Origin of the sequence: Candidatus Nanohalovita haloferacivicina (genome assembly GCF_029232205.1) — an archaeon.
GTDB lineage: Archaea > Nanohalarchaeota > Nanosalinia > Nanosalinales > Nanosalinaceae > Nanohalovita > Nanohalovita haloferacivicina.
In genome coordinates this window covers 794,810-819,535 of record NZ_CP107255.1, presented here as the reverse complement: position 1 = coordinate 819,535, position 24,726 = coordinate 794,810, and the positions used below count along the sequence as shown (strand labels likewise).

The window sequence follows — 24,726 nt, the reverse complement described above, 5'->3', positions numbered from 1 at the left end:
CCTGAGTTATCTCTGATTATATGAAGACTATTGGAGTTCTCTGGGATGAGGAAGTTACCTGGGATGGAGAAAAACCTTTCGATGGCCAAACAAATGAGGCGTACGGCTACTTCTCGGAAAGGGCCAGAGATCAAGGTGTGAGGCTTGTTCAGGCCCAGTACCACTGGTATGAGGACGGTTCTCTTTCCAGGGGATGGGTGTATGAAGATGGTTTCTGGAGCAAGGTAGAGAATGTGGAGCTTGATGGTGTTTTCGACAAGTTCCACTTTGATGAAGAGACTAAGGCCCTCAAGAAGGAGATCAATAATGAGATTGGAATTTTGAATGATCCTGAGCTTGAGGAGCTCTGCAAGGATAAGTTGTTGACTTATGAAAGATTTCTGGAGATGATGCCGGAGACTAGGCCTTTTTCGGAGGAGAATGTGCGTGAGATGCTGGAGGAGTACGGTAAAATTGTGTTAAAGCCGTGCTATGCTTTCGGTGGTAAAGGAATACATATCGTAGATGATGAGGAAGATTTACCGGAGATAGAAGAGGATTATATCGTCCAGAGATTTATCGATAGCAGTGCGGGAATCGAGGGCATTGTTGAAGGCACTCATGATCTCCGAGGTATTGTTGTGAATGGAGAGCTGAAGGCCGGTTATGTTCGGTACAGTGATGGCGAGATAAGCAATGTCTCGCAGGGAGGTTCTCAGCACGCTGTCAGTCCTGAGGATTTTCCGGAACAGGCCCTGGAGATTATAGAAACTGTGAATGATGAGCTTGAGTACAGGCCCTGTCTTTTCTCGGTTGATCTGTTCTTTGATGAGAATGGAAGGCCGTGGATTGTTGAGTTGAATTCGAAGCCGGGAATCGGTTTCTACGGTGATGAGGAGATGAAGCAGCAGTTAGTGCCTGTGATGGATGCGCTGGTTGAGGCCTTTAAACAGCTTTAACCTATCATTTCTTTTGCTTCTTCCAGGTCTTCTGTCAATTTTTCCGCTACGTCCAGTCTTATTTCTCGGGCTTCTTCTCTGCTGACTTTTTCCGGTAGATCAAGTTGCTGTGACATAGGTGAGAAATCTGAAGGATCTGCGCCCATTTTTTCGATGTATTCTCTGACTTCTCTGGATTCGAGGCCTTGAGTTATTGCTTTTTCTGAGGCCTGTTTGACTTCTTTGAAGTCTGGTAGTTCTGATCTCTTCTTTTTCTGGACTATCGGTTTGACGGCTTTTACTATTTTGATTACTTCTGTCAGGAGTGCTGTGTCTGGTGCGCGCCATTCAACTGTTGGATAGTTTTCTCTCAGTTTTACGGGTGTCCAGACTGCGTTCTCTGGCTGGAAGAATCTTTCAAATTTTTCTGGCTTTATTCCTTTTTTCTCTGCTTCTTTCTCGAATTTTTCAAACAGTTTTTCTCTTTTCTCCCGCCATTCGGTGATTGAGTCCATGTAGGGCCAGAGTTCTCTCTGTTCTGGGAATGCTCCGCAGGCCTTGTGCCTGTATACCTGGTTTCTGCATCCATCTGCAAGATCTTTCCCCTGATACCGTGGTGAGGAGTTCATTAGTGCGGATAAAGGGTCTAGAGCTGTTAGAGTGTTCAGCTGTCGTAGTGAGTCTTCTTTTTCGAAGTGGATGTGGAGGCCTGCTGTTCTTCCTGCGTGTTTTACTTCGTGGCCTATTACTTCCTGTTCTATCTGGAATCTCTCAGATTCGTATACTTCTACTTTTCCTGAGTTTAGAGGTGTTCCAAGAGGTACTATTCGTTTGCCGTCTTTCTTGGCTAGTTCTGCAAGTATCTCTGTCTTGGAGATTGCCTCTTTCAATAGTTCTTCTACATCTTCGTGTGGTTCTGTCTGTATTTCTATCATTGACCGTGAGAATTCCTGTGATGCGAAGTATACTCTTTCTGCGACGGGCTTGGCGTAGTCAAGTTCTCCTTGTTCGTCGATGACCCAGAACTCCAGTTCGAGGCCTGCTTTCAACTCTGGTTCGCCTCCATCGCTCGTTCATGCATTCTTTCTACCAGTCTGAGGATTACGTTGTCGCCTACTGTCTCGTTTATTGCTTTGTAGAGGCCGAACGCACTGTTTAGTTCCAGTACGTAGACTCCGTTGTCGGTTTCGATTACGTCGACTCCTGCGATGTCGAATCCTGAGGCCCTTACTGCTGTGAGGGCTGCTTCTCTCATTTCTGGTGTTATGTCGGCTTCTTTTCTTTCTCCGCCTGCTGCGAGGTTGGATCTCCATTCGTCGCCGTTGCTTGATCTGCTGTATGCGTATATTTCGTTGCCTATGACGATGACTCTTGTGTCGGTTCCGCCGTGTTCCTGATATTCCTGGAGGCAGATGTCCTGTTCGAAAGACTTCATTGTGTCCATAACAGGTTTCAGCTCGTTCTCTGAGCTTGCCCTCATTACTCCCTGGCCTCCTGCTCCCTCGATCGTCTTCATGATGATAGGGTAGCCCAATTCTTCTGCTGCATCGACTGCTGTCTCAGGTGAGAGAGTGTAGAAACTGTCGGGTACGTTTACGTTGTTCTCTGCCAGGATTTTCATGCTGTAGAACTTGTTGTTTGAGTAGGAGAAGGACTCGTCCTCTGCCTGCGTAACTACTCCGGCCTTATTCAGTACTTCTACAAGGTGCTCGGAGAAAAGCGCGTCCTCGTCGTTGGTTCTTACGTAGGCCGCGTCGAACTCTGTAAGGTCAGTATCTTTGTAAAGTACTTTGCTTCCTTCTTCGCTGTGTATCATTTTAAGGCCGTCTACCGGTGCTGCAAGCACGGAGTCAAATATTTCTTCGGCCTCCTCGATAATCAGCTGGTGTGTTGTTGATACATCGCCGTATATTATTGCAAGTTTCATTTTTACTCTTCTGCTCCATCCTTCATTGCTTCTGCCACGATTTTGTATACGTCTTTTCCTGATATTTCTGCGTACATGTCCAGATCTGGATTTGGATTAACGTCTATCACTTCTTCGTCTCTTACGAGTACTTCTGCAGTTTTGAAGCCTAGAGAGTTTTTTGCATCTATTACCAGTTCTTCTATGTCGCTAGGAATGTTTGAGTACCGCAGGTTGTCTTTTCCTATCGACCATTCCTCTGAGTTGTCTTCTAGGGATACTACTTCGTTGTCAGCTATCAGGCATCGATATTTGCTGCCTTTGGAGAATTCTTGGAAGAGTACGAACTGTTCTCCGTATTCAACTCCTTCAGTGAATCCGCTGATATCTTCTACAGTATCTATTTTTTTCTCCTCTGATTCTTCGAAGCCTTCGAATTTTCTGGCGACTAGAGGCCCTTTCAGATAGTTTTCCAGGTTTCTGGCGGATTTTTCGTCTGCAATAACTGCTGTTTTAGGGGCTGATACTTTTTTCTCGTGCAGCACGCTGTAAAGATAGTTTTTCTTTGACATTGCGAAGAATGAGGTTGATGAGTAGTTCAGAGGGATTCCTTTTTCCTCTATTACTTCCAGGAGGACTCTGCCGAAGACTGCGTTCTTTTCAGGTATGTTCGCGTAGACCGCGTCGAACTGTTCTACTGATCTTCCGTTAATCTTTACGTCTGATTTGTTTTCTCTTACCTCTGGTGCGACTTCTTCTATGCTTACTGTTTCTACTTCGTCGAAATGCTGGTCTAGTTGTTCGTTGTCTTTGTCGTCAGTTATTTTCAGTAGTTTCATCTTTGTCCTCCCCCTGTTTTGATTGTTCTGGCATCCATATTCGTGTTAATTTCTCGCTTGCGCCCCATTTCTCCATGTAGTCTTCCATTGAGGAAGGTGTGGAGTTTTTCAGGATGCGGCCCTGTCTTAGAATCTTTCTTAGTCGGGCTTCCAGTGTCTTGGATAGTTCGTCGTAGGCGCTTTTGTCTGCGTAGATTAGGTCGTTCTTGATTCTCCAGTGTGCTGTTGTTCCTTTTGGTGCGACCACGATGTATCCTCTCTTGTGGCCGAACTCTGCCATTGCTTCTTTCAGCTGGTCTTTGTTTACGTAGTATACTCCTCCGTTTGTTCCACTTGGATCAAGGATGAGTATTTCATCTCCTTCTACTCCGACTGATAGTACGAAGTGGCCTGCTGTTGCATCTGGGAATATTTCTGGTTTGTAGAAGTTCGGAACGATTAGTGCTCCGTCGTTGAACCAGGCCTTGAATTCTTCGTCAAGTTCTGTGATGTCATCGTAGCCGATCCATGCTGTTTTGACTTCGTTGTTTGTTAGTTCTTCTACTGAGTCCATTAGGACGTGTTCGTCGGCTCCTTCTCCTTCTTCGACGTTTGCTTTTTCTCCTATTTCTTTCTGGTCGTGTCTGTATCCGAAGATTTCGAGGGCCATTTCCATTGATGCTGGACCGCAGAATGATGGGTCCTGTGCTACGAAGTAGCTTGTTATTTCTTCCAGCGTGTCGAGGTCGCTTCTTGTTCTCTTGAACTTGAGGTTTGAGTCCATGATCTGGCTGTTCGGTGCCAGCACTGTGAAACCTGAGTTTGTGTCGACCGTAGTGCTGAAGAGCGATACTTCCTTGATTTCTCCTGTTTCATCGTCCATCTTGACTTCCTCGCCAGGCCTTACTATTCTGGAGTTCTTGAGGTATACTCCTGCTGCGAAGTTCTTGAACAGGTCTTTAAATCCGTAGAATACGAGGCCTGCGATGAGGAATGCTACGGCCCATGATGATGCTGTTACTAGCTCGTTGATTGTGCTTTGTGCGATTCCTAGTTGGCCTAGTACTATTTGTAGTAGGATCAGGTATAGGAATCCTTTGATGAGTGTTGATACTATTTTGAATGCGTTTACTGATAGGCCTGCTTCTCTGAAGTAGTTTCTGACTCCAACTGTTTTGAGGAAGTCCTCTATGAATCTTGCGAATATGTTTATTGTTATTACTCCTAGGATTGCTACTAGAAATCCTGTTAGTATGTCTGGGATGTATGTTGCTGTTTCTGTGATGATCTGATCGGTCATTGAGGAGTTTAGGTAGAATAGGGCTCCTGTTATGACGAGGCCGTCAAGTATGTATGATATGTACTGTAGTCTCTGTCTTTTTCTTTCGAGGTCTTTTTTGGTGGATTCGTCGTTTCTGAGTATCCATAGCCGGTTGTAGATCATGTTGAAGCTTTTTACTGTGAGGTGGCCTAGAACTAGGATTAGTAGTGTAACTGCTACTCTAATGCTGGTGTTGCTTGACATGATGAAAGCTAGTGCAGAATCTAGAATGCCGGCCATAACTACCTACTCCTAAAAGCTGTATATAAACTCTTTCTTTTATTCCTTATCGATGATTTTTCCATAGCCGATAAGTCGCCATCTAGAGCCTATTTGGCGGGAAATAGCAATTCTGTCGTCTTCCTCAGCGCAGATAGGGACTTTCAGATCGAGTTTTACCTTCTTTCCGGCCTGAGTTACGATGCCTGCGGACTTTGAGGTGCCGACGTTAAGCATTAGAGGTTCGTTCTGTTTGATATTTTCGATTTCTTTCTCCTGTTCGGATCCTACGGCTCTGTCCATCAGGTCTACTTCCACAGTGATGTTTTCTGTTGTCTCTGGAAGTGTTCCCTCTTTTCCTAGAATATTGCCGGATAGTCCGTCGGATTTTGCCATTGAAGGATCGAGATCTGTCTCTATTGCTAGAAGGCCTCCTGGAGTTCCTTTTTCTACAGGGTTTCCTCCGTGCATGATGCTTTTGATCTCTGTCTTGACAGTTCTCCATTCTTCATCTTGATTGATTCCTGGGCTGAGCTCTATTTCATCTCCTACTTCCAGTTCTCCTTCTACTAGTGATCCGCCGACTACTCCTCCGTGCAGGCCTTCCGGTGAGGTTCCTGGCTTGTTGATGTCGAAGGATCTTGCTACTAGCATTTTTCCGTCGGCTTCAAGGTCTCTTTCTGGTGTCTGTATTTCTGTGTCGATTGCTTCCAGGACTGCGTCAATGTTAATTTCCTGCTGTGCTGAGATTGGGATGACTGGTGCGTCTTCTGCTACTGTTCCTTCCACGAACTCCTGGATTTCCTTGTAGTTTTCGCGGGCTTCTTCCTCATCTACGAGGTCGATCTTGTTCTGTACAATTACGATGTTTTCTACTCCAATAATATCGAGTGCTGCGAGGTGTTCTCTTGTCTGAGGTTGTGGGCATTCTTCGTTTGCCGCGATTACCAGTACTGCTCCGTCCATGATGGCTGCTCCTGATAGGACGTTTGCCATCAGTGTTTCGTGGCCTGGTGCATCTACTAAAGAAACTGTTCTTTCTTTTTCGCCGTCTTCTTTAACGTTTAGTGTTCCTTCGTCGTTTCTGTAGTATGTGATGTCGGCGTATCCGATCTTGATTGTGATTCCTTTCTTCAGTTCCTCGCTGTGTTCATCGGTCCATTTTCCAGAAAGTGCTCTGGTCAAAGTAGTTTTTCCGTGATCTACGTGTCCTACAAGACCGATATTTACCTCAGGTATTTGCTCGCTCATAATATATCATCCTCGGAAACAGTTATAGTTCTCCCCCCAGAGCCTACGCTATAGATGGTAGGGCTCTCTGGGTTGAGACCTGTTAGAAGATTTGTTATGGGCCTTCTATCTACTACCTCTCCTTCACGTACTTCGCCGAATCTGTCTTCGTATTCGACAGGTTCTCCTTCTACAAGGTCGTAGTCAAGAATTGACTCCATGTATTCCTTGCTTGTGGAGTTGTCCCACCACTGGTCTAACTGGTTGCTTCTGTGTTCTATCTCTTCCAGTGCTGAGGACAGGTAGTACTCGGTGACCAGGCCCATAGCTGTTTTATTCTTCCTCTTCGTCTCCTTCAAGGATTTCTTCTACGGACTTGCTACCTTCTTCTACTACTTTTGTGTTGAGTTGTTCGATCTGGCCTGATACTGTTCGGCCTCTGACGGATTTTCTCTGTTTGATTCCTTTTTCTTCTGCCTGGATTCCTGATCCGTCTTCGATTAGTACTCTTTTTCTTTCGGATCCTTCGATGCTTTTTCTCATAGGGAATCCTGCTTTGTCGGATCCTCCTGTAATTTCCAGTGTGTATCCTGGAACTCCTACGAGGCCTCCGTCGATTTCGTCTCCTACTTCGTTTCCGATTAGTTGAGAATTGTCTTCTACTTCTGTTTGAAATGTGTCGCCGTTTGTTGTACCTATTGTAACTTTCATTGGTTGTTTCACCTGCTCAGTCATTCGCATCGCCAAGGGCGCTGCTTGTAACGTCGCTTCCGGATGGAAGGACGATAATTTCCGAGCATGTAGAGATTGGTCAGAAACTTTTTTGAATCCAAATTTCTGTGGCCTCGAATTTTTATTCAACCTAATCCTTAACCAGTGGTATGAGGGCCTCAGTTATTTCTAGAATTATTGGAAGGTTTCTGCAGGTGTTCTCTATTGTTATTGTTGTGCCTGTAGCTGTTGCCCTCTACTATGGTGAGGCCACTGTCCATTCTTTTGGTTTTGCAGCGGTTTCTACAGCTGTTCTCGGCCTTCTCTTGTCCTACGTAGGTTCGTCTGATGAGCCAACTATTTCAGAGGCTCTTTACGCTACAGTGCTAGGATGGTTTATAGCTGTTTTTATCGGTGCTACGCCTTTGCTTGAGTTTATGTCGCCTGTTGACGCGGTTTTCGAGTCAACAGCAGGATTGACTACTACTGGTATCTCAATGTTGCTTGCTCCAGAGGCCTTGCCCAAATCCATGCTTTTCTGGCGCGCCTTCATGCAGTGGATTGGAGGTCTTGGAATTCTGACTTTCTTCATCGCAGTGATCAGAGAGTCTGGAGGAATTTCCCGGCGGCTTTTCTCCGCTGAGGCCCACAAGACTGATCCTGGCAGCATCAGGCCTTCTCTGAAGAAGTCTATTGTGGAGTTGTGGCGTGTTTACGGTTTCCTGACAATGCTGATTATGGGTACTTTCATTGGAATGGGTATGTCGGTTTTTGACTCATTTGCTCACGCCTTCGCCACTATTTCTACAGGAGGTTTCTCAACTCTTGGCGCAAGCATGTCAGCATTCCCTGCTAGGATACAGGCCGCGACAGTCTTCTTCATGTTTATCGGCGGAGTGAACTTTGTACTGCTTTACAGATTTCTGCGTGCAGATATCAGGCCTATCAGGAAGAACTCAGAGTTTAAACTGTATACTACTATCTTCCTGGCTGTTTCAGGCCTGGTTGCTATAGAATTAATTGGCAAAGGCCTTAGTCCAGCTGAGACTTTGCTTAATTCTACTTTTACTTCTGCTGCAGTTATCTCTTCAACAGGTTTTTCGACTATAGGTGTTACTTCACTTTCAATTGCTTTGCAGGCTCTTTTCCTTGGAGTTATGTTTGTAGGAGGTTCTCTTGGTTCTACCGCAGGAGGTCTGAAGGTTTTCCGTTTGAAGGCCTTGTTTGAGTTGTTGAAGACTCGTTTGAGGGCTTATTCTCTTCCGGAGACTGCTGTTAATGAGCCTAAGATTGATGGGGAGATATTATCTAATTCTGTGGTCAGAACTATTTCTGTACTGTTCTTTGTGTGGGTTGGTGTTATTTTTGTGGCCACTCTTGGTGTTTTGGTGGTTGAGGATGTTAGTTTCATGGCTGCTCTTTCTGGTACTATTTCTGCTGCTGGTAATATGGGGCCTGTGTACATGGAAGGGCAGAAAATGGTGGCGTTGTCGCCTGTGACTAAGAGTATATGGGTTGTGGTTATGCTGGCTGGTAGGTTGGAGATGTTGCCTTTGCTTGCATTATTTAATAAGAGAATTCTCAAAAACAAGTAGAGATGTACGTAGTTATTGCAGGTATCAATACTTTATCGAAAAGGCTGGTTGAGCGATTGGAAGGCCGGCATGATATAGTTGCTATAGATGCTGATGAGGATAAATGTGAACGGCTTTATTCTTCTTCAGGGGCCACGGTGATTAACAAGTCTCCGACCACTCTTTCAGCTCTTGAAGATGCAGGAATCACGCAGGCCGATGTTCTTATCTCTACTTTGAAGGATGACAATCAGAACATGGTTGTCTGTTCGCTTGGAAAGAAGTACGGTGTTCCAAAAGTTGTCTCGAAGATTGAGGATGAAGAGTACTTTGAGGCCTTCCAGATTATCGGTGCAGAGACTATTGGAGATACAGATATTCTTCTCTCCGAGTTTATTTCCTCTGTTGAGCACCCTTACTTGGTGAAGTTGGCTAATCTCTCAAATGATAGAGAGGTTTTGAAGGCCTCCATCCGTGAGGATTCCGAGCTTGCAGGTTCAAATATTAGAGAGCTTAAATCTATGAAGCATTTTCCAATGAGTTTCCAGGTTCTGTCTGTTGTGAAGCCTGAGGATACTTTGAAAGCCGAGAACGATATCGAACTGGAGGAAGAGGACCAACTTGTCTTAATCGGCCCAGAAGATGAAAAAGAAAAACTAGATAAGTTCTTCCAGGACCAGTAAGATGAAGTTGAAAGATAAACTGAAGAAAGCTGTAAAGAAGAAGGCCTGGAAATCAGGTAAGAAGATCGGCAAAAACTATCTGAAGTACAAGGCCGTTACCTATGTTTTGAAGAAAGGGAGCAAGGCCTTGAAGAAGAAATTGAAGAGAGATTAAAGGATCTCAACTATTTCTCCAATATCTTTGTTCGCAGTATAAAGTTTGGCAGGTCTATGCGATACGTTCTTCTCTCTTTCTCCTGTTTCCTGTACGAGTTCGTGTTTGTGAATCTTTTTCCTGAAGTTTCTCTTATCCAGTTCTTTATCCAGTATTACCTCGTAGGTGTTCTGGAGCTGGCTTAAAGTGAATTTTTCAGGCAGTAGTGAGAAAACTGCTGTCGAGTACTCCAATTTCCATCTCAGTCTTTTGACCGCGTATTCGATTATTTCTTCATGGTCGAAACCAAGTTCAGGTAGATCATACGCTGAGTGCCATTCAATGGCCTCTACATCATCTGTTTTCTGTAGCTCCACGTCTTCATGATGTACCAGCGCGAAGTATCCTACTGTGATAACTCTTGTACGAGGATCTCTGTCCTGTTCTCCAAATGTGTAGAGCTGTTCCATGTATACATCCTCTCCTACACCCGTCTTGTTGTGGAGTGTTCTCTCAGCTGCTTCTTCAAGCGATTCATCCATGTCCACGAAACTTCCTGGCAAGGCCCATTTTCCCTCAAAAGGCCATCTCTTCCTCTTGATCAACGCGACTTTCAAATCGTCATCCTTCACTGTAAAGATGATGTCGTCAACAGTCACAGAGGGATGATCGAACTCGTCAGGATCATAGTCCTCAGGGTTGTCGCCGTAGTCTTCGCTGACGTTTTCACTGTGTTTCGTGGAAGGCATATCTTCGTGTCTCATCTACAATAATTTAACTGTTCCGGAGCCCTAGTCGTAGAAGAAACTGGACTCCGGAATCTCATCCTCCGACATTCTTCTGTGAAGCTTCCTGAAGAAACCCTGACTATCGCGTTCTCCTACCAGGTACTCATCCTCAATATCCAGAGGTTCCTCAAAGCTATCCCAGCTACCAGGCCACATCCACATATCATCGCCACTATAACCTGGTTCGCCGTTCCTGGTAACATTTCGGGCCTCAACACCTTCAGCGGTCAATACTTCATCAAAACTGTACTGGCCTCCTCTACCTGTCTCTGTTGAATGCATCAAGGTATAGGCCTCATCATCTCCCAGATCGTCCTGTATCTGATAGAGGGCCATAATCACTGAATCCTCTACCTTCTGCTGTTCTTCCATGATATCGGCCTCCAGTTTTCTTTTCTCCTGATGCAGCGATTCCAGCTCATCATACGTATCTCTGGCACCTTCCAGCAGTTCAGATACGCTCATAGGCCATCACTCTCCAGATAGTCGCTAAGGCCATCCGTGCTTCCGATTGTAGCACCGTTCTCACTCCATTTCTGGATTGAATCTTTCGAGGCCTCTGGATCAATGCCTTTTGTCGCATCCTCTACTACGTATACTTCTACTCCTTGATCCATCAGGCCTTCAATTGCATAATCAACGCAGACATCCGTTGCAACTCCATAAACTACTGCTCTGTCAGGATCAAGTGTTTCCACAAGATCTTCTGCATGAGGAGACTCTGGTTCTCCAGCAAATACATCAAATGCGTCCTTGTATAGTACGAAGTCTCCTTCGTGGTTCATTACTTTGCTCCAGTCTGCTTCATCTCTCCAGTCAAGCTCCAGAGGATTTTCAGGCTGTGTAGCAGGAACGTATTCTGCGCCTTCTGAATCTGCTAGGCAATGAGGAGGAAAGGTTTCCTGGAAATCAGGATCCTCCGAGAATTCGGCTGAGTCCTGATTGTGATGGTCCGCGGTGTTTACTACACGTATGTCCTTTTCACGGGCTATCTCGGTTACTTCTGCCAGAGCATCTTCGATATCTTCTGCTCCGTTTCCTTCTCCTACAGGCAGTTTTCCATCGGGCCTCATGAAGTCGTACTGTGTGTCAACGTTCCAGAAAATAGTATCTTCTCCGTAGGCAGCGATTGCGTCGTCCACAATGCTTCCACCGTCAGGCCTTACCTCGAAGCTCTCTGCACTCATCTCAAATCACCTGTCTCATCTGATTCTCGACGTATTCTTCCATTGCCTCGGCGTCAACCTCACGGCCTACTTTGGAGAACTCTTCGCCGTTGATCTCGTAGATATCGGCGGTTGCATGTATTCCATCGGAGAATGCGCCGGCACCGACAGCATCAAACAGCTTCTCACCGTGCTCTTCCTCGTACTCGACGTTAGCCTCGTGGAAGGCCTCTGCTTTCTCAGGATTTCCGAATCCACTGGATAAGACGATTTCTGCATCGTCGTAACCGTTCTCACGCAATGCATCTTTCAGAGCCTTGACTGATTCTATTCTGACTCCTGTACCTGTCTCATAAGGCCCTGTCTCTGAATTTTCAGGCCTTCCGCCCTGTGCAATGTTTTCTCCACAGGTATCAACCCGGAAACCGTATTCTACATCTCTGTCTTCGAAGTACTCTGCTGTCTCGAGTGCGTCGTCAATTTCCTGGTTCCATGTATCGACTAGCGTGGTCCTTGGGATATCTTCATCCATGTTCCTGTCGAAAAGCTCGGCAGTCTTCCTTGTCGCCTCGTCCTCTCCGTATTCTTCGCCAAGTATAATTGTTAACGCGTGTGGCGTTGTGCCAAGGCCTTCCTCACCGAAGGTTGCAGCACCGACATCTGTGGAGGTTCCGACTGCTCCGTTATCGTACGCAGCTCTGGCCAGGTCAGCGGTATCAGTCCAGTGGTAGTGTCTGGCGCCGAACTCGAGAAGAGGCACGTCATAGATATCAGTTACTTCTCCAACAGCCTCACCAAACTCCTCGGGATCAACGGTCTCGTGATCTGGGGAGGCCTCTGTCAATCCATGGGATACTGCGCCAAGATACATTGTCTCCAGATCAATCACATCCTGTGCAGGCCCTTTCAACACCATCAATGGGTCTTTCGTCTCGAACTCGTCGGCCTCAGTAACATGCAACTCGGTATCCTCGCTTTCAGAGTACTTGTCTACAATTGCAGCTGCTTCTTCCAGGCCCGCTACTTCTCCCTCTCCCCTGGCAAATACTTTTACCGCTACCTCGGGGTTGAGGCCCTCCTGCTCAAGTATCTCCCTCGATCTCAGGAAGTACTTGTCTGTGAATTTTTCGTGGTTTTCCGGCAGATCGAACTTTCCAGTCTGTGTTGTCGTGCTCATCTAACTCACCTTTTTGTTGTTTTTACAATAACCTTAACGACTATTTCACACTAAGCTTTTAAATAGATTTTGTTAATCTCACACGAAGGGTTGCTGGTTTCAAAAGACTCGGAGCTCAAAGAGGATACATGACGGCGATAGTCTGGATCAGAAGAAGTCTGAGAGAACATGACAATACTGCACTGGTAAAGGCCTCGGAAGAGCACGAAGAAGTAATTCCCTTCTACGTGGTTGACGACAACTACTTCTCAAATGCTACACTAGGCTATCCACGGGTAAGTTTCTGGCATGACTCTCTGAAGGAGTTGAAGGAGAATCTATCGGGCCAGCAAGGCAAGGATCTTGTTGTCAGAAAAGGAAAGCCCATCGAACAGCTTCAGAAAATTGTGGAGGAAACAGGTGCTGACGCCGTCTACCACAACAAAGATTACACTCCTTACGCAAGAGAGCGCGACGAGAAAGTAGCTGAAAAACTGGATGTACCGGTCAACAAGTTCAAGGACGTCGTCATGTTCGAGGAAAAAGAAATACTAACTAATTCAGGTACTTCTTACAAGGTATACACTTATTTCAGCAAGAAATGGTTCAAGAAAGAAAAGAGAAGGCCTCAGGAGGTAGAAGATTATACTACACCTGATATCGACTCCGATGAAATTCCTTCTCTAAAAGAACTCGGCTTTGAAAAGCCAGACGACATGGAGGTCTGGGAGGGAGGCCGAGAGAACGGCCTCGACAGGATAGAAGAGTTCAAGGACAAGATCTGGAACTACGACGAAAACAGAGACTACGCCTGGAAAGATTCAACAAGTAAACTCTCTCCACACCTCAGGTTCGGCACAGTCAGTATAAGAGAGGTTTTCTGGGAGGCCGAAAGAATCAAGGCCCGAAATCCTGACAGCGATACATCGGGCATCAAGACATGGCAAGAAGAACTAGCCTGGCGCGACTTCTACATGCAGGTACTGTACAACTGGCCTGAAACTGCAGAAAAACCATTCCTGGAACAGTACGAGGATATAGAGTGGAGATCGAAGGAAGAGGCTGAGGAAGACTGGGAGGCCTTCATCAATGGAAAAACAGGTTATCCATTCGTAGATGCAGGCATGAGGCAGTTGAAGAGGACTGGCTGGATGCATAACCGGCTGAGAATGGTTGTAACTTCTTTTGCGTGTAAGGATCTCTGGCTGGACTGGAAAGATCTGCACGAATACTTCAAGAAAATGTTTGTCGACGCGGAGAAGGCCTCAATGATAGGAGGAATCCAGTGGGCCTACAGTATCGGTACAGACGCCCAGCCGTACTTCAGAGTCTTCAATCCATACAGTCAGTCAGAGGACTACGATCCTGACGGAGAATACATCAAAAACTGGGTACCAGAACTGGAAGATGTTCCGGACGAGCATATCCACCGGCCTCACAAAATGAATCAGATCCAGCAGGAAAATTACGGTATTGAGATTGGAGAAGACTATCCAAGGCCTATCGTTAATCACGATGAGAAAAGGAAGGAAGCTATAGAAAAGTTTGAAGAGGTTAGAGAGGATTAAAAGAAGAGGATATAGCATTGATCTGTAACGATTGCTCATACAAACTCGCAAACAAGCATAGTGTTAGGAAATCGGCGATATAGAACTATGAATAGGAGTTACAAGTACTGTCTTTACCCCTCGGAACAGGAAGCCCCTTCCACCTCGAAGCACGGAGTGCGTAGAGATGGTGGCGGGTAGTTCACTATACGGTTACTTAAACATTCAACAACCATATTACAAACAACTGTCGCTGATTTATGGTGGTACTCATCGAGAAAAAACTGACTCTCAAGATAGCAATTCTCGCAACTCTAACCCTTCTAACACTATCCGGCGTATCGGCCCTTACATGGGAATCTCCTGATAGTCCGGTCACAGGTACTGTAACTCTGAATGTTTCTGTTGATTCTGCCAATCAGGGCAATACTGTAAGTTTTGATTATAGAGAAGATGGTGGAGATTGGCAGAGTATAGATGATAATGTTGATTCTACAAGCGGATATGCGAGTGTTGAGTGGAGTACTGGAGATCCTGGATCCGGAGATTATACTGTGCGAGCAAATGTAACTGATGGTCCGGAGGAAACAAGGAGCATAACTGTTGATAACGGCAAACCGTCAATAGATATTCCTGTAGATAATAATGCGAGACTTAATTCTGATTCAGTTAACTTTGAGATTACAGCTTCAGATGGCCACACAGATCTGAATGATTTAGAGGTGATTGTTGAAGATTCTGAGGGAGATGAAATTTATTCTGAGACTGAGGACTGTGATGGTCAGGAATGTACCTTCTCACCTGATTTTGAGTCAGATCTTGATCACAATTCCGAATATACTATAGAAGCCACGACCTCTGATCAGGTAGGCCTTTCTGATACTGAGGATATCGATTTCACTTATGATGATGAGTATGAGGGTGATGAGGAGCCGAGGATTAATCCGGAGCCTCAGGTTTTTGCGACTCCTGAGAATAAGGATGAGTATACTTTTGATATAGTTCTGGAGGAGCAGGATCCTGCTGAGCCTTCTGATATTACTGTTACCTGTAAGCTTGGTGGCCGGGATGCTGTTGAGGCCGATACTCAGGATGTTGACGGTACTACAAGTTATGAGTGTGATGTTGAGCCTATGAGGGATACTCAGACTACTTTGGAGGTTGTTTTGAAGGATGAGGCCGGTAACAGTGTGACGAAAGAGTATGAGTATACTTTTGACTATTCGAAGCCAAGTGTCAATGGTTTGAGTACTGTTGTCAGTGTTTTCAATACTGATTTTGAGGTTGATTATGAGGCCTCTGATTCGGCTTCTGACATCACGGAGCTGGTTTACCGGTTCGATGAGTCAACTCTTGATACTGATAGTAACGGTGTTGAGGCCGATGGTTCTTTCGACGTTGATACTTCAGGTCTTGATGCGGGGGATCACACATTGTATGTGTGGGCGAAGGATGAGGCCGGTAGATGGAGTAGCGATGCTAATCTTACTTTTGAGTTCAGGCCTGATGCCACGCCTTCTGCACAGGTTACAGGCCTTGAGGAGTTGAGTGTTACGGCTGGAAGTTCGAAGACTTTCAATATATGGGTTAAGAATACTGGAGATCTCTTGATTCCTTCTCTGACTTTCGAGCTTGACACTGGTTTTTCGAATCATACTAGTATTGTCAGTAATCTGAAGCCTGGTGACAACAGGTCTACAAGTTTCACGGTTGAGACTTCTGATTCTAATCTTGGGAGGCACAATGTCAGGCTTTCGTCGAAGAGTCCTGATGTCAGCCGGCAGTTTGATTTGATTGTTGAGGCTAACAGTGATCAGGAGGAGAATATTTCTGAAAGGTTTGATCGCGAGTTCTCGGAGTTTGAAGGCCTGAGATCTAATGTTTCCGAGTTGATGAGCAGGGTTTCTGGTGATAGGCAGAAGAAGCTGGAGGAAGAGTTCTCTGATATTAATGAGACAATGGCTGAGGCCCAGAGGGCTATTCAGGAAGGAGATTATTACAGGGCTGCAAGTTTGATGGAGAATGTTGATTCTCAGTACTCTAAGGCCTCTGAAGGGTATGAACAGGTCAGGCAGGAGCATTCGAAGGCCCAGAGAAACAAGTTTGTCTTTGGATTCCTATTGCTGCTCGTTATCGGTGGTGGAGGAACTGTAGGTTACTTCTACATGAATGAAGATTACGTCTTTGATTTCTCGGCTATCGAAGATCTCCAGTTTGGAGGAATTGACCTGAGCGATTATGAGTTCTCGATGGAGCCTGTAGAAAATCTTTTTGACAGGTTCAGAGACTTTGTTGAGGAGGAAGAGGAGAAAGCTGAGGAGGCCTTTACAGGCTTCACCTAGATTATTCGGTAAGTATCTCTGAATTCTTCTTTCATTATTCCTTTGTCCCGCACATTTCTGATTATTTCTGATATTTCCTGTGCGAATATTTCATCTGTAGCGGCCTTTGATGCTGCATCTCTCACAAGTATCCCGATCTGCGGATCATCCTTCAAACGCTGGATTATGTCTTGATCGGCCCTTGAGTTGCTCAAATACTGTGATACTGCGGGCTGTGTTACTCCCAGTTTTTCCGCTATTTCTGACTGTTTCAGTCCGTACTCCTGCTTGAGCTGGTTGGCTATCATGCTTCTTATGGCAGGTAGAAGTTCTTCGTTCACTACCTCGACTTCGAACCGCATAGATTATTACGGTGTTATAATCTTCAAAAACTCTTGTGTCATGAATGAGGTGAGAAAAAATATGAGAGAAAAAGAGATATGTGAAGGCCTTTTAGTAGTCGGCCTGTTGTACGTCACGTGAAAGTTTTTCGACGTCTGCTGCGAGTGCTTCGAGCTTTCTGGAAACTCTTTCTTTCTCCTTGATGATGTTCTCGACTTTCTCGTATTTTCTTGCTGCGTTGTCGAGGTGGTGTTTCTCTACGTATGCAGCGTCTGTCTCCATCATGTTGTCGATTATTTCTTCTGCGATCTGACCTAGAAGCATGTTTAGTCCGTAGTATACATTAGATCTTACGTACTGTCCTTCTGAGGCCTCGTCTCTTACCATTCTTTTGATCCTTGCGTGTGTGAAAGGAAGTTCGGATACGTTTACGTCTTCAGGTACTTCAACCATGTTATCACAGTAAAAAATACGCTCAGAATCTTTTAATGCTTATCCATGCCCGTTTTTGCCGCGACCCAGTATATCTGGAATTGATTTGAGGCCCGAAGTCTGCATCTCTGATTGCGACCGATTGGCTCTGTATTTTTTCCGGTAGATATAAATTGAGGCCTGGATAAATCGATTCTATGGCAAGTCTGGTGATTGATAAGGAGAGTATTGACTTACTATTGCAGGTGCTGAAAGTGCCGCTGGTACTACTGGCTATTCTTCTGCTCTATAGACTAAACAGGGTTATTGAGGTTGGAGAGGAGTCAGTTGAATCTATAGAGAGGACGGCCCGCAATGTGGAGGATTCATCCAAGACTCTGGCCGATTTTGTTTCGCTGATGCGTAAAATCCCATTCGTGCGAGGTGGTGAGGAAAAAGATGACAAACGAACTTCTGAAAGCAGCTGAGTCTAGTGACGATGAATCAAGTGAGGATAGGTACAACAAGTTGAAGAAGGAAGAGGCCGATACGGAAAGTACTTCTCCTGCCAAACAGCGTTACGATGAGCTCAAGGAGAAGGCCAAGAGAGAATTTGAGAGGCAGGAGCTTGAGAAGAAGCGAAAGGAGGCCGAGGAAGATGATGACTCAGAAGCCGAAGACGATGAACAGTTTATAACTTACTAATTCTTATTTTTGTGATAGGCAATGGATCTTGACAGGATACCTGACATTGCGAAGTATCTATCGTTGGTTTTCCTAGTTTCCTGGATAGGAAGAGCTACAGTTTGGAATTTTCTACCGATTTTTATTGAAGAGCAAATTTCAAGTGTATTCCTGGTAGGTGTAGTAACTTCATTGCCAGCTTTGATACCGTTAATAACAGATATACCTGTAGGAAATCTTGTTCAAAGATCAGGAGAGAAAATAGTTATTTTTGTCGGCCTCGCGGCAGCTATTTTGCCTCCGGTTATGTACTATACTGCTGCAGCACCTTTCATTGTTCTTGGAAAAACCATGGAGGGAGTTGTCAAATCGCTCGTATGGAATGGAGGATGGAGCCTATCTTTACAGGCTTCCGATGAAGATGTTGAGTCAGAATCTGTTTCAGTATTCCTTCTCGGAGTTAATGTAGCATACATACTTGGTCCTATAGTAGGAGGATATCTACTAGCATCCTACGGTTTCAATTTAACATTCAGAATTTGGGCCTTTTCGGCATTACTTGGTCTTGCATTGTTCTATTTCTACATAGGTCTTGGAAGAGATGAGGCTGATGAAAGCCTTGAGGAATCTGTTGAAGATCTTTTCCATAGAAGCACTTACAGTAAAGAATGGCGTGATCTCAAGGAGAACTGGAGTGAACTACGGCTGCCTTACTCTCTGATTTTTCTTTATTCTATAATTTTCTCATTTTACTGGCTTGCAATTCCTTTACTGCTAGAAAGAATGGGTGCGGATCTTCAGATGATGGGCATAATCTTTGGTATCGCAGCTGTGCCAAAATCATTCCAATTTATTTTTGGAGAATTAGCTGACAGAAGAGGTAAACTAAAAGTGCTCTCAGCGCTTTCGATTTTGATTATCCCTGTTCTGGCAGTTATGAACTTTGTATCGGATCTAATGATGATAGGAGGTCTCGTTCTGGTAGCTAGAACATTGTCTAGTGGAATGTCTCCGGTAATCCATGCAGTATACGATGAAAGAGTTCCTGATGATATAGAAAGCGAGATGACAAGCTTTATGGAATTCTTCAAGCATGCAGGAACAGCTATAGGCCCTGTTCTTGCTGGTGCGGTTGCATCGATATGGAGCATCAATGAATCCTTCCTTGCCGCATCTTTGGTTGGAGCAACGATTTTCATGGTGACATGGATGGGCAGCAAGAATTATCTCTAGCTAGATACGGCCTAGTCGCGGGAATTCAAATATTCCTGCCTCTCTATCCACTGCTATGGCCTTCAGAGAATCTTTTTTCACGTGGTTCCTGAGAATAGGTGAGAGTAATTTGTGTGAGGGTACTTCGTTGATGTTTGTTCCGTTTGAAATCTTGGAGAAGGCCGGCATCACTACAATATTTCGGCCTTCTGACATTTCTCCGTAGAGGAAGCAGTCAACCTTTTCTTTCACACCTACATCGTCTGTAAGTCTGAGAGCAGGGTGTTCGTGGCCTATAACTACTGTTTCAAAGTCTTCTTCCCCAAGTTCTTCGAGGCCGATGTGGCCGTGCGTGAAAAGCACTCCGTCTTCTCTGTATTTTCTCAGTAGTCGGAGGCCTTTTTCTTCTACAATTTCGTCTATGAATGTGTCGTGGTTTCCTTTGATTATTATGACGTCCTCGAATTTTTCTTGCAGGAATTCGATGAATTCTTCTATTTCTCTTTTTTCGGAGTAGTTGGTTGAGAACTCGTTTTTGAGGTCTCCGTTGACAAGTATTCTTTCGGCCCCGGTGTCCTCCTTCATTTTCTGGATATCGTCCTTTATGTCTTCCAGCTGGAACTGTGGTACGTAGCTTCCTTTGAAGGTCATGCTGCTTTCGAGGCCTAGATGCAGGTCGGATATTGCTATTAGATCCAGTTTCTCGTGGTATAGGCCTGGTATGCTGTCTATGGTTTTGAATCCTAGAAAGTTCATGGTTGAAGGTTTGGTGGTGAAACTTTTTGTTTACCTGTTGATTGCCTGCCAGACTTCAAGGAATGATTCAAGCACGTCATCTCCTGTAGAAACCTGTAGGTATCGGGCCCCGTGTTTGTTTGCTATCTCTTCTATCTGTTCCGTGTGTTCTTTGAGCTGTTTCTGGTACTTGTTTTTGGTTCTGCTTGAGAGATAGGTTCGTAGCGTTGACTCGGATTCAGGATCTTTCAGTATAGTATCTCCCTCGAAGCTTGGGTCAATTTCTTCTTTGTCGAAGACGTTTACGAGTATTACTTCTGTGTTTTTCAGGCTTTCAATTCCTGATTCTATATCTTCGAGGTCGGTTAGGAAGTCTGAAATTATTATTACGGCGGACTTGTTCTTGATCCGGCTGCTGTACTCTGTAAGGCATCTTTCAACCCTGCTTTCAGGAGTCTTCCTTAACTGGTTGAGTGTTGAGATAATGCTTGGCGTGTTTGAATTTCTGCGGCCTGAAGAAATATCGGTAATTGTCTCGGAGAATACTGAGAAGCGGAACCTGTCGTTCGTGTTCAGGGCCATGTCTGCTATGGCTATCCCTATTTTCCCGCCGTAGTCGTATTTTTTTGGTTCTCCATAATCCATCGAACTGCTTCTGTCCAGCAGAATGTGGAGAGTCAGGTTTTTCTCCTCCTCAAACCTTTTCACAAAGTAATCCTTTGTTCTGGCGTAGGCCTTCCAGTCGATCTTTCGGATGTCATCGCCTGGTGCGTACTGTTTGTGGTCCTTGAAGATCATTCCCTGGCCTGTAAAGCTGCTTGACTGCTCTCCCTGGCTTCTTTCGTCTGAGTGCTTGGTGAGAGCAAGCTGGAATTTCTGCAGCTCGTCAAGGAACTCTATATCTATCATACCGAGTGCACTATTTCCTCTACAACTTTATCCTCGTCTTTTCCTTTCTTCTCGGCTTTGAAGCTCAGGCCTATTCTGTGCCGTAGAACTGGTTTGGCCACAGAGTTGATATCTGATGCCGAGACGTGGTTGCGGCCTTTGATCAGTGCGCGGCCTTTGGCTGCCAGTACAATGTTCATTGATGCTCTTGGTGAGGCCCCGTAATCCAGATCTTCGTGATCTCTGGTTGATGTTACGATGTCGATTGCTCTTTCCTTTATGTCGTCGGCGATCGGTACCTGCCGTGTGAACTCCTGAAGTCTGACTACTGAAGGCTTTGAAATTACTTCTTTGAGCTCTGGTTCGTAGTTCAGTTCGGATGTGAATCTTTCGACAATCTCCTGTTCCTCATCTTTTTTCGGATATTCAAGCTCCAGTTTCATCATGAAACGGTCTCTCTGGGCCTCCGGTAGTGGATATGTTCCTTCCTGGTCGATTGGGTTCTGTGTTGCCATTACGAAGAAAGGTTTGTCCAGTTCGTAACTCTGGTTTCCTACCGTGACCTGTTTCTCCTGCATAGCCTCTAACAGAGCGGATTGTGTCTTCGGTGTTGCACGGTTGATTTCGTCTGCTAGCACCATGTTTGCAAAGATCGGCCCTCTCTGGAAGATGAACTCTGTTTCTCCGGAGGATTCATCGATTATGTGTGTTCCGGTTATGTCTGAAGGCATAAGGTCTGGCGTGTTCTGTATACGGGAGAAATCCAAGCCCATAACCTCTGAAACGGTGTGAATCATCTTCGTCTTACCCATTCCCGGGTTTGATTCCAGTAGAACGTTTCCATCGCACAGAATCGATATCAGAACGTTTTCAATTATTTCTTCCTGGCCTACAATGACTTTGCCGACTTCTTCTTTGATTTCATTAAGTTTCTCGGAAGCCTTATCGTACTTCCCTGCCTCATCCAGGTTCGATATCTGCATAACTAAATACTGAATCCCGAGCTATTTAAATTTCTCAAGCAGCACTCTACTCGAACTCCTTTATAGCAATACTGTACTCTCGCGCAAGATCAAGATCTTCATCAAGGCCCTCAGTTGAAGACTCGTAGAGAATATTTTCACGTGAAGAATAAGGCCTTATCTCTGGCTTTGAGCTTTCTCCCTCGCCCTGAACATCGAAAGTGAAGTTTGCTGCAGGATAGCTTGCATTTACATCTCTTATTTCAATTTTTGAGGAGTTTCCAAGAGTGAAGTTGCCGCCACCTTCTGATCCGCCACCTCTGATATCTGTGAAAACATTTCTTGTATCGTTCTGGAGGTTGATGTCTGCTACACCGGAGAGAACGGTCAGGAAGCAAAGGCCTCCTACTGCAAGAATTTTCTGGATGATTTCCTTGCTTGGGATTATGCTTTCCGAGGTGACTGATCGTGCTCTCTCCATCACATCGTCGAAGAGGGCCTGAGATGCCACGTTTCTCTGATCAAGGTTGTCTCTGGCGGTTCTCAGTACTTCTCTCAGCTCGGGGTTTTCCTCCTCGTATATTTCAAGTCTGTAACGCTGGTTTCTTCTGTAGAAGTCTATTATTCCGAATACTGTGCTCAGGGCCATAAGGGCGTAGAGATTGCTTATGTTTTCGAATATTCTGACAGAGATGAAGAAAAGCCCCAGGTTGGATATGAGGAAGAATAGAATTGTGTCTAGGCAGGCCTGGATAACGTTTACTTTGATAAATTCTCTCTTCAACTGTTTGAGCAGTTTCTCAATTCTCATAATAGATCAGTAGTTGTCACAGATGTCCTGGCTGTCTTCAGTTAGGTTGTCGATGTTAGGGTCGCCACAAACATCGTTAATGTCGCTTCGGACGTCTGTTAGGTTTCCTCTCAGATTATTGACGGTGTTATTTAGTTCATCTCTTGTCGTCTGAAGCTCATTGATTTTCGTGTTCAGGCCGCCTATCGTGGTTTGCTGCTCGTCGATAGTCTGGTTTTTCTCGTTTATTATTTCCTGAAGCTGTGCTGTAGTGCTGTTAAGCGTTGATGTTCTCTCTTCCAGATCCTGTCTTTCGCTTTCCAGAGAGTCGATTGTCTGTTCTTTATCCTTCAACTCCTCCTGCAGGTCTTTTTTGCTGGATACAAGGTTGTTAAGCTGGTCCTGGTAAACCACTGACATTCCTGCGATAAGGGCCAGTGTCAGAACTGTCGAAATCAGTAGAATAGGGTTAAGCCGTCTCTTGAGCAGCGGTGTCTCCATCGGTTAAATCACTCTATCATACAATTGTAGGCCCAGTAATTTAACTTGTTTACCAGAAGACTCCAGATTTTAAGTAGAAATTAAACCTATAATGTAGATGTGAGTCACGGAAACAGCGGCGATGAAAAACCCAAGTTCGGCCACACATTTCAGGTCAATGGAGAGGCCGTGGTAGGCGACAAGGATATAGGTAAGAAGATAAGAAGTGGAGAAATCACTTCGTTGGACGAGCTGGAGAATGAGATTGGAACAGACTTTCTAAGGCCTATCATGGGAGATCATCAGCATAAATTAAAGGTTTCTGCCGGCAGCAGTGGCACAGCTTATGGTATACTTCTTGGTGCGCCCGATGCGTTCGATGATATGGATTATACGGTAAAGAAGACTGAGGAAAAAGTGTTTATATCTCCTCAGAATCAGCTGCATCAATCTTTCCGGCAGAGAAGGAAGGAGGCCGAGCAAAATATTCAGGAAAAAATGCAGAGTATCGGCCGTTTGAAGAAAGAGAAACACATGCTAGAGCACGATATCAGAAAGCTAAGGTCGCGGGTAGAGGCCATCAAGGCCAAGGATGAGACTCAGTTGAAGTCTGATTTTGTTGAGCTTGTTGATGGTGCGAATGCAGGTTCGCAGCAGGGTGGAGAGGCCGCCATGAAGACTTTGCAGGAGAGAAATATTTATCCTTCTATTACTGCTGATTTCCATGAGATAGAGTCTGTGGAGGATCTTGAGGAAGGTAATAAGCTTGGAGATATTCCGGCCAATGAGAAAGCTGTTCTCAAGAAAAAGTACAAGATGTACGAGGACTGGAAGGATCTCTACGGTAGCGAGGTCCAGAAGAGACTTGAAGAGCTGAAAGGAGAGCTTAACAGAGTTGAAAGAGCTATTGAAGAGACTCATGACTGGCTGCAGCCTTATGTTCAGGACATGGTGATGATTGATCAGAAAGAAGAGAGCGACTACTACGACGAAATGACCAAATACTACACTTTCGGCGGATACGCCTCTATGGAGAAGAACATGGAGTTCATATGTGCCAGAGGCCTGAAAAGCGAAGAAGGCCAGCCAATTGTAACAGATAACGAAGATGAAATAACACACTACCGAGTAGTCTATATTCACGGAGTGCACGTAAATCTAGCGGGCGGAGATCAACCTCAGCAAAACTCCGCAGGCCCTGCAACAGCTGTAGTATTCATATTCCCTGCTATCGTCGACAAACATATTTTCGAGGGGATATTCCAGGAGAAGATAGACAAGATGGATAACAGGATGAAAGACCTGATGGAAAACTATACTGGCGAATTCTCATCGGAGACTGGCGATGAACTCAAGGAAGCCCGAGAATCAGAAGGTATGAGGGTAAGAGAACTTCGTCAGGCCATCGAAGACGAGGTAGAAGGCAGCGTCCCTCTTGAACTTTCCTCACAGATCAGAAGAATTGAGGACGGCCTGGATGAGATAGACTATCTAAATGAAGACTATGTAGAGGCAATAGATGAAATACTCGGCACCGAGTTCTCCAAGGAGAATGGTGGTGGAGGCCCTGAATTTTACTCAGGTGTAGAGCTCAAGTTGCGAAAATTCCTTGGAGAGACAGATGAGTATGTAATTGATTCTGGCGCGGCTCTTGGAGAGCTGCAGGGCCAGATCACTAACTCGTTTTACTATGATTTCAAAATCGGAAACGGCCTGAATACGATGAAATAAA

28 protein-coding genes are annotated in these 24,726 nt (G+C 45.2%); 10 read left to right on the top strand and 18 right to left on the bottom strand.

What is annotated here, in order from left to right:
- Window positions 1–20 precede the first annotated feature (20 nt).
- Window positions 21–938, top strand: a complete 918-nt coding sequence (locus HBNXNv_RS04575) for an ATP-grasp domain-containing protein (protein WP_347720506.1) — start codon at window positions 21–23, stop codon at window positions 936–938.
- Here the strand turns inward: HBNXNv_RS04575 and HBNXNv_RS04570 are convergent.
- From HBNXNv_RS04570 to HBNXNv_RS04540, 7 genes are read right to left on the bottom strand one after another with little or no spacing between them, the layout of a single operon-like run.
- Window positions 935–1,966: a glutamate-cysteine ligase family protein gene (locus tag HBNXNv_RS04570; RefSeq protein ID WP_347720505.1), complete on the bottom strand. Its 1,032-nt coding sequence runs from the start codon at window positions 1,964–1,966 to the stop codon at window positions 935–937. The genes HBNXNv_RS04575 and HBNXNv_RS04570 overlap by 4 nt on opposite strands.
- Entirely contained in the window at window positions 1,963–2,844 is an 882-nt protein-coding gene (locus HBNXNv_RS04565; protein WP_347720504.1) for an ATP-grasp domain-containing protein, read from the bottom strand. The genes HBNXNv_RS04570 and HBNXNv_RS04565 overlap by 4 nt, the downstream gene beginning before the upstream one ends.
- 2 nt (window positions 2,845–2,846) lie before the next feature.
- Entirely contained in the window at window positions 2,847–3,662 is an 816-nt protein-coding gene (locus HBNXNv_RS04560; RefSeq protein ID WP_347720503.1) for an ATP-grasp domain-containing protein, read from the bottom strand.
- A complete protein-coding gene (locus HBNXNv_RS04555) occupies window positions 3,640–5,202 on the bottom strand; it encodes a mechanosensitive ion channel domain-containing protein (RefSeq protein ID WP_347720502.1) in 1,563 nt (520 codons plus the stop codon). The genes HBNXNv_RS04560 and HBNXNv_RS04555 overlap by 23 nt, the downstream gene beginning before the upstream one ends.
- Window positions 5,203–5,241: 39 nt before the next feature.
- Entirely contained in the window at window positions 5,242–6,432 is a 1,191-nt protein-coding gene (locus HBNXNv_RS04550; protein WP_347720501.1) for a translation initiation factor IF-2 subunit gamma, read from the bottom strand.
- Window positions 6,429–6,737, bottom strand: a complete 309-nt coding sequence (locus tag HBNXNv_RS04545) for a hypothetical protein (protein ID WP_347720500.1) — start codon at window positions 6,735–6,737, stop codon at window positions 6,429–6,431. The genes HBNXNv_RS04550 and HBNXNv_RS04545 overlap by 4 nt, the downstream gene beginning before the upstream one ends.
- Window positions 6,738–6,744: 7 nt before the next feature.
- Entirely contained in the window at window positions 6,745–7,122 is a 378-nt protein-coding gene (locus tag HBNXNv_RS04540) for a 30S ribosomal protein S6e (RefSeq protein WP_347720499.1), read from the bottom strand.
- Between the two features lie 236 nt (window positions 7,123–7,358).
- Here HBNXNv_RS04540 and HBNXNv_RS04535 point away from each other — a divergent pair, with 236 nt between their 5' ends.
- The 3 genes from HBNXNv_RS04535 to HBNXNv_RS04525 are packed head-to-tail and all read left to right on the top strand — an operon-like array spanning window position 7,359 to window position 9,533.
- A complete protein-coding gene (locus tag HBNXNv_RS04535; RefSeq protein ID WP_347720498.1) occupies window positions 7,359–8,717 on the top strand; it encodes a TrkH family potassium uptake protein in 1,359 nt (452 codons plus the stop codon).
- Window positions 8,718–8,719: 2 nt separating this feature from the next.
- On the top strand, window positions 8,720–9,379 hold the full coding sequence (locus tag HBNXNv_RS04530; RefSeq protein WP_347720497.1) for a potassium channel family protein: 660 nt from the start codon (window positions 8,720–8,722) through the stop codon (window positions 9,377–9,379).
- Between the two features lies 1 nt (window position 9,380).
- On the top strand, window positions 9,381–9,533 hold the full coding sequence (locus HBNXNv_RS04525) for a hypothetical protein (protein WP_347720496.1): 153 nt from the start codon (window positions 9,381–9,383) through the stop codon (window positions 9,531–9,533).
- Here HBNXNv_RS04525 and HBNXNv_RS04520 read toward each other — a convergent pair.
- From HBNXNv_RS04520 to HBNXNv_RS04505, 4 genes are read right to left on the bottom strand one after another with little or no spacing between them, the layout of a single operon-like run.
- Window positions 9,530–10,276, bottom strand: a complete 747-nt coding sequence (locus tag HBNXNv_RS04520; protein WP_347720495.1) for an NUDIX hydrolase — start codon at window positions 10,274–10,276, stop codon at window positions 9,530–9,532. The two genes, HBNXNv_RS04525 and HBNXNv_RS04520, sit on opposite strands and share 4 nt — an antisense overlap.
- 27 nt (window positions 10,277–10,303) lie before the next feature.
- Window positions 10,304–10,765, bottom strand: coding sequence for a hypothetical protein (locus HBNXNv_RS04515; RefSeq protein WP_347720494.1), 462 nt, complete (start codon window positions 10,763–10,765; stop codon window positions 10,304–10,306).
- On the bottom strand, window positions 10,762–11,487 hold the full coding sequence (locus HBNXNv_RS04510; protein WP_347720493.1) for a cysteine hydrolase family protein: 726 nt from the start codon (window positions 11,485–11,487) through the stop codon (window positions 10,762–10,764). Before HBNXNv_RS04510 ends, HBNXNv_RS04515 begins: the two co-directional genes overlap by 4 nt.
- Before the next feature lies 1 nt (window position 11,488).
- Window positions 11,489–12,643: a beta/alpha barrel domain-containing protein gene (locus HBNXNv_RS04505; RefSeq protein WP_347720492.1), complete on the bottom strand. Its 1,155-nt coding sequence runs from the start codon at window positions 12,641–12,643 to the stop codon at window positions 11,489–11,491.
- A 128-nt stretch (window positions 12,644–12,771) separates the two neighbouring features.
- Here HBNXNv_RS04505 and HBNXNv_RS04500 point away from each other — a divergent pair, with 128 nt between their 5' ends.
- Window positions 12,772–14,190 (top strand): cryptochrome/photolyase family protein, encoded by a 1,419-nt coding sequence (locus HBNXNv_RS04500; protein ID WP_347720491.1) that lies wholly within the window; start codon window positions 12,772–12,774, stop codon window positions 14,188–14,190.
- A gap of 239 nt (window positions 14,191–14,429) precedes the next feature.
- Window positions 14,430–16,511, top strand: coding sequence for a COG1470 family protein (locus HBNXNv_RS04495; protein ID WP_347720490.1), 2,082 nt, complete (start codon window positions 14,430–14,432; stop codon window positions 16,509–16,511).
- Here the strand turns inward: HBNXNv_RS04495 and HBNXNv_RS04490 are convergent.
- On the bottom strand, window positions 16,508–16,852 hold the full coding sequence (locus tag HBNXNv_RS04490) for a transcriptional regulator (protein WP_347720489.1): 345 nt from the start codon (window positions 16,850–16,852) through the stop codon (window positions 16,508–16,510). The genes HBNXNv_RS04495 and HBNXNv_RS04490 overlap by 4 nt on opposite strands.
- A 91-nt stretch (window positions 16,853–16,943) precedes the next feature.
- A complete protein-coding gene (locus tag HBNXNv_RS04485; protein ID WP_347720488.1) occupies window positions 16,944–17,285 on the bottom strand; it encodes a hypothetical protein in 342 nt (113 codons plus the stop codon).
- A gap of 176 nt (window positions 17,286–17,461) precedes the next feature.
- Here HBNXNv_RS04485 and HBNXNv_RS04480 point away from each other — a divergent pair, with 176 nt between their 5' ends.
- From HBNXNv_RS04480 to HBNXNv_RS04470, 3 genes are read left to right on the top strand one after another with little or no spacing between them, the layout of a single operon-like run.
- Entirely contained in the window at window positions 17,462–17,731 is a 270-nt protein-coding gene (locus HBNXNv_RS04480) for a hypothetical protein (RefSeq protein ID WP_347720487.1), read from the top strand.
- Complete coding sequence (locus HBNXNv_RS04475) at window positions 17,703–17,948, top strand: hypothetical protein (protein WP_347720486.1); 246 nt, start codon at window positions 17,703–17,705, stop codon at window positions 17,946–17,948. Before HBNXNv_RS04480 ends, HBNXNv_RS04475 begins: the two co-directional genes overlap by 29 nt.
- Window positions 17,949–17,969: 21 nt before the next feature.
- Complete coding sequence (locus HBNXNv_RS04470; protein WP_347720485.1) at window positions 17,970–19,160, top strand: MFS transporter; 1,191 nt, start codon at window positions 17,970–17,972, stop codon at window positions 19,158–19,160.
- Here HBNXNv_RS04470 and HBNXNv_RS04465 read toward each other — a convergent pair whose 3' ends face one another.
- Genes HBNXNv_RS04465 through HBNXNv_RS04445 form a run of 5 tightly spaced genes read right to left on the bottom strand, consistent with a single transcriptional unit; the run spans window position 19,161 to window position 23,015 of the window.
- Complete coding sequence (locus HBNXNv_RS04465) at window positions 19,161–19,895, bottom strand: metallophosphoesterase (RefSeq protein WP_347720484.1); 735 nt, start codon at window positions 19,893–19,895, stop codon at window positions 19,161–19,163. It lies immediately after the preceding gene.
- Window positions 19,896–19,925: 30 nt separating this feature from the next.
- Window positions 19,926–20,783: a DUF58 domain-containing protein gene (locus tag HBNXNv_RS04460; protein ID WP_347720483.1), complete on the bottom strand. Its 858-nt coding sequence runs from the start codon at window positions 20,781–20,783 to the stop codon at window positions 19,926–19,928.
- Window positions 20,780–21,745, bottom strand: coding sequence for an AAA family ATPase (locus HBNXNv_RS04455; RefSeq protein WP_347720482.1), 966 nt, complete (start codon window positions 21,743–21,745; stop codon window positions 20,780–20,782). The genes HBNXNv_RS04460 and HBNXNv_RS04455 overlap by 4 nt, the downstream gene beginning before the upstream one ends.
- A 46-nt stretch (window positions 21,746–21,791) precedes the next feature.
- Entirely contained in the window at window positions 21,792–22,535 is a 744-nt protein-coding gene (locus HBNXNv_RS04450) for a DUF7502 family protein (protein ID WP_347720481.1), read from the bottom strand.
- A gap of 6 nt (window positions 22,536–22,541) precedes the next feature.
- Window positions 22,542–23,015 (bottom strand): DUF3450 family protein, encoded by a 474-nt coding sequence (locus HBNXNv_RS04445; protein WP_347720480.1) that lies wholly within the window; start codon window positions 23,013–23,015, stop codon window positions 22,542–22,544.
- Window positions 23,016–23,114: 99 nt separating this feature from the next.
- On the opposite strand from HBNXNv_RS04445, the gene HBNXNv_RS04440 reads away from it, so the two are divergent.
- Window positions 23,115–24,725 (top strand): hypothetical protein, encoded by a 1,611-nt coding sequence (locus HBNXNv_RS04440; RefSeq protein ID WP_347720479.1) that lies wholly within the window; start codon window positions 23,115–23,117, stop codon window positions 24,723–24,725.
- Window position 24,726: the final 1 nt, after the last annotated feature.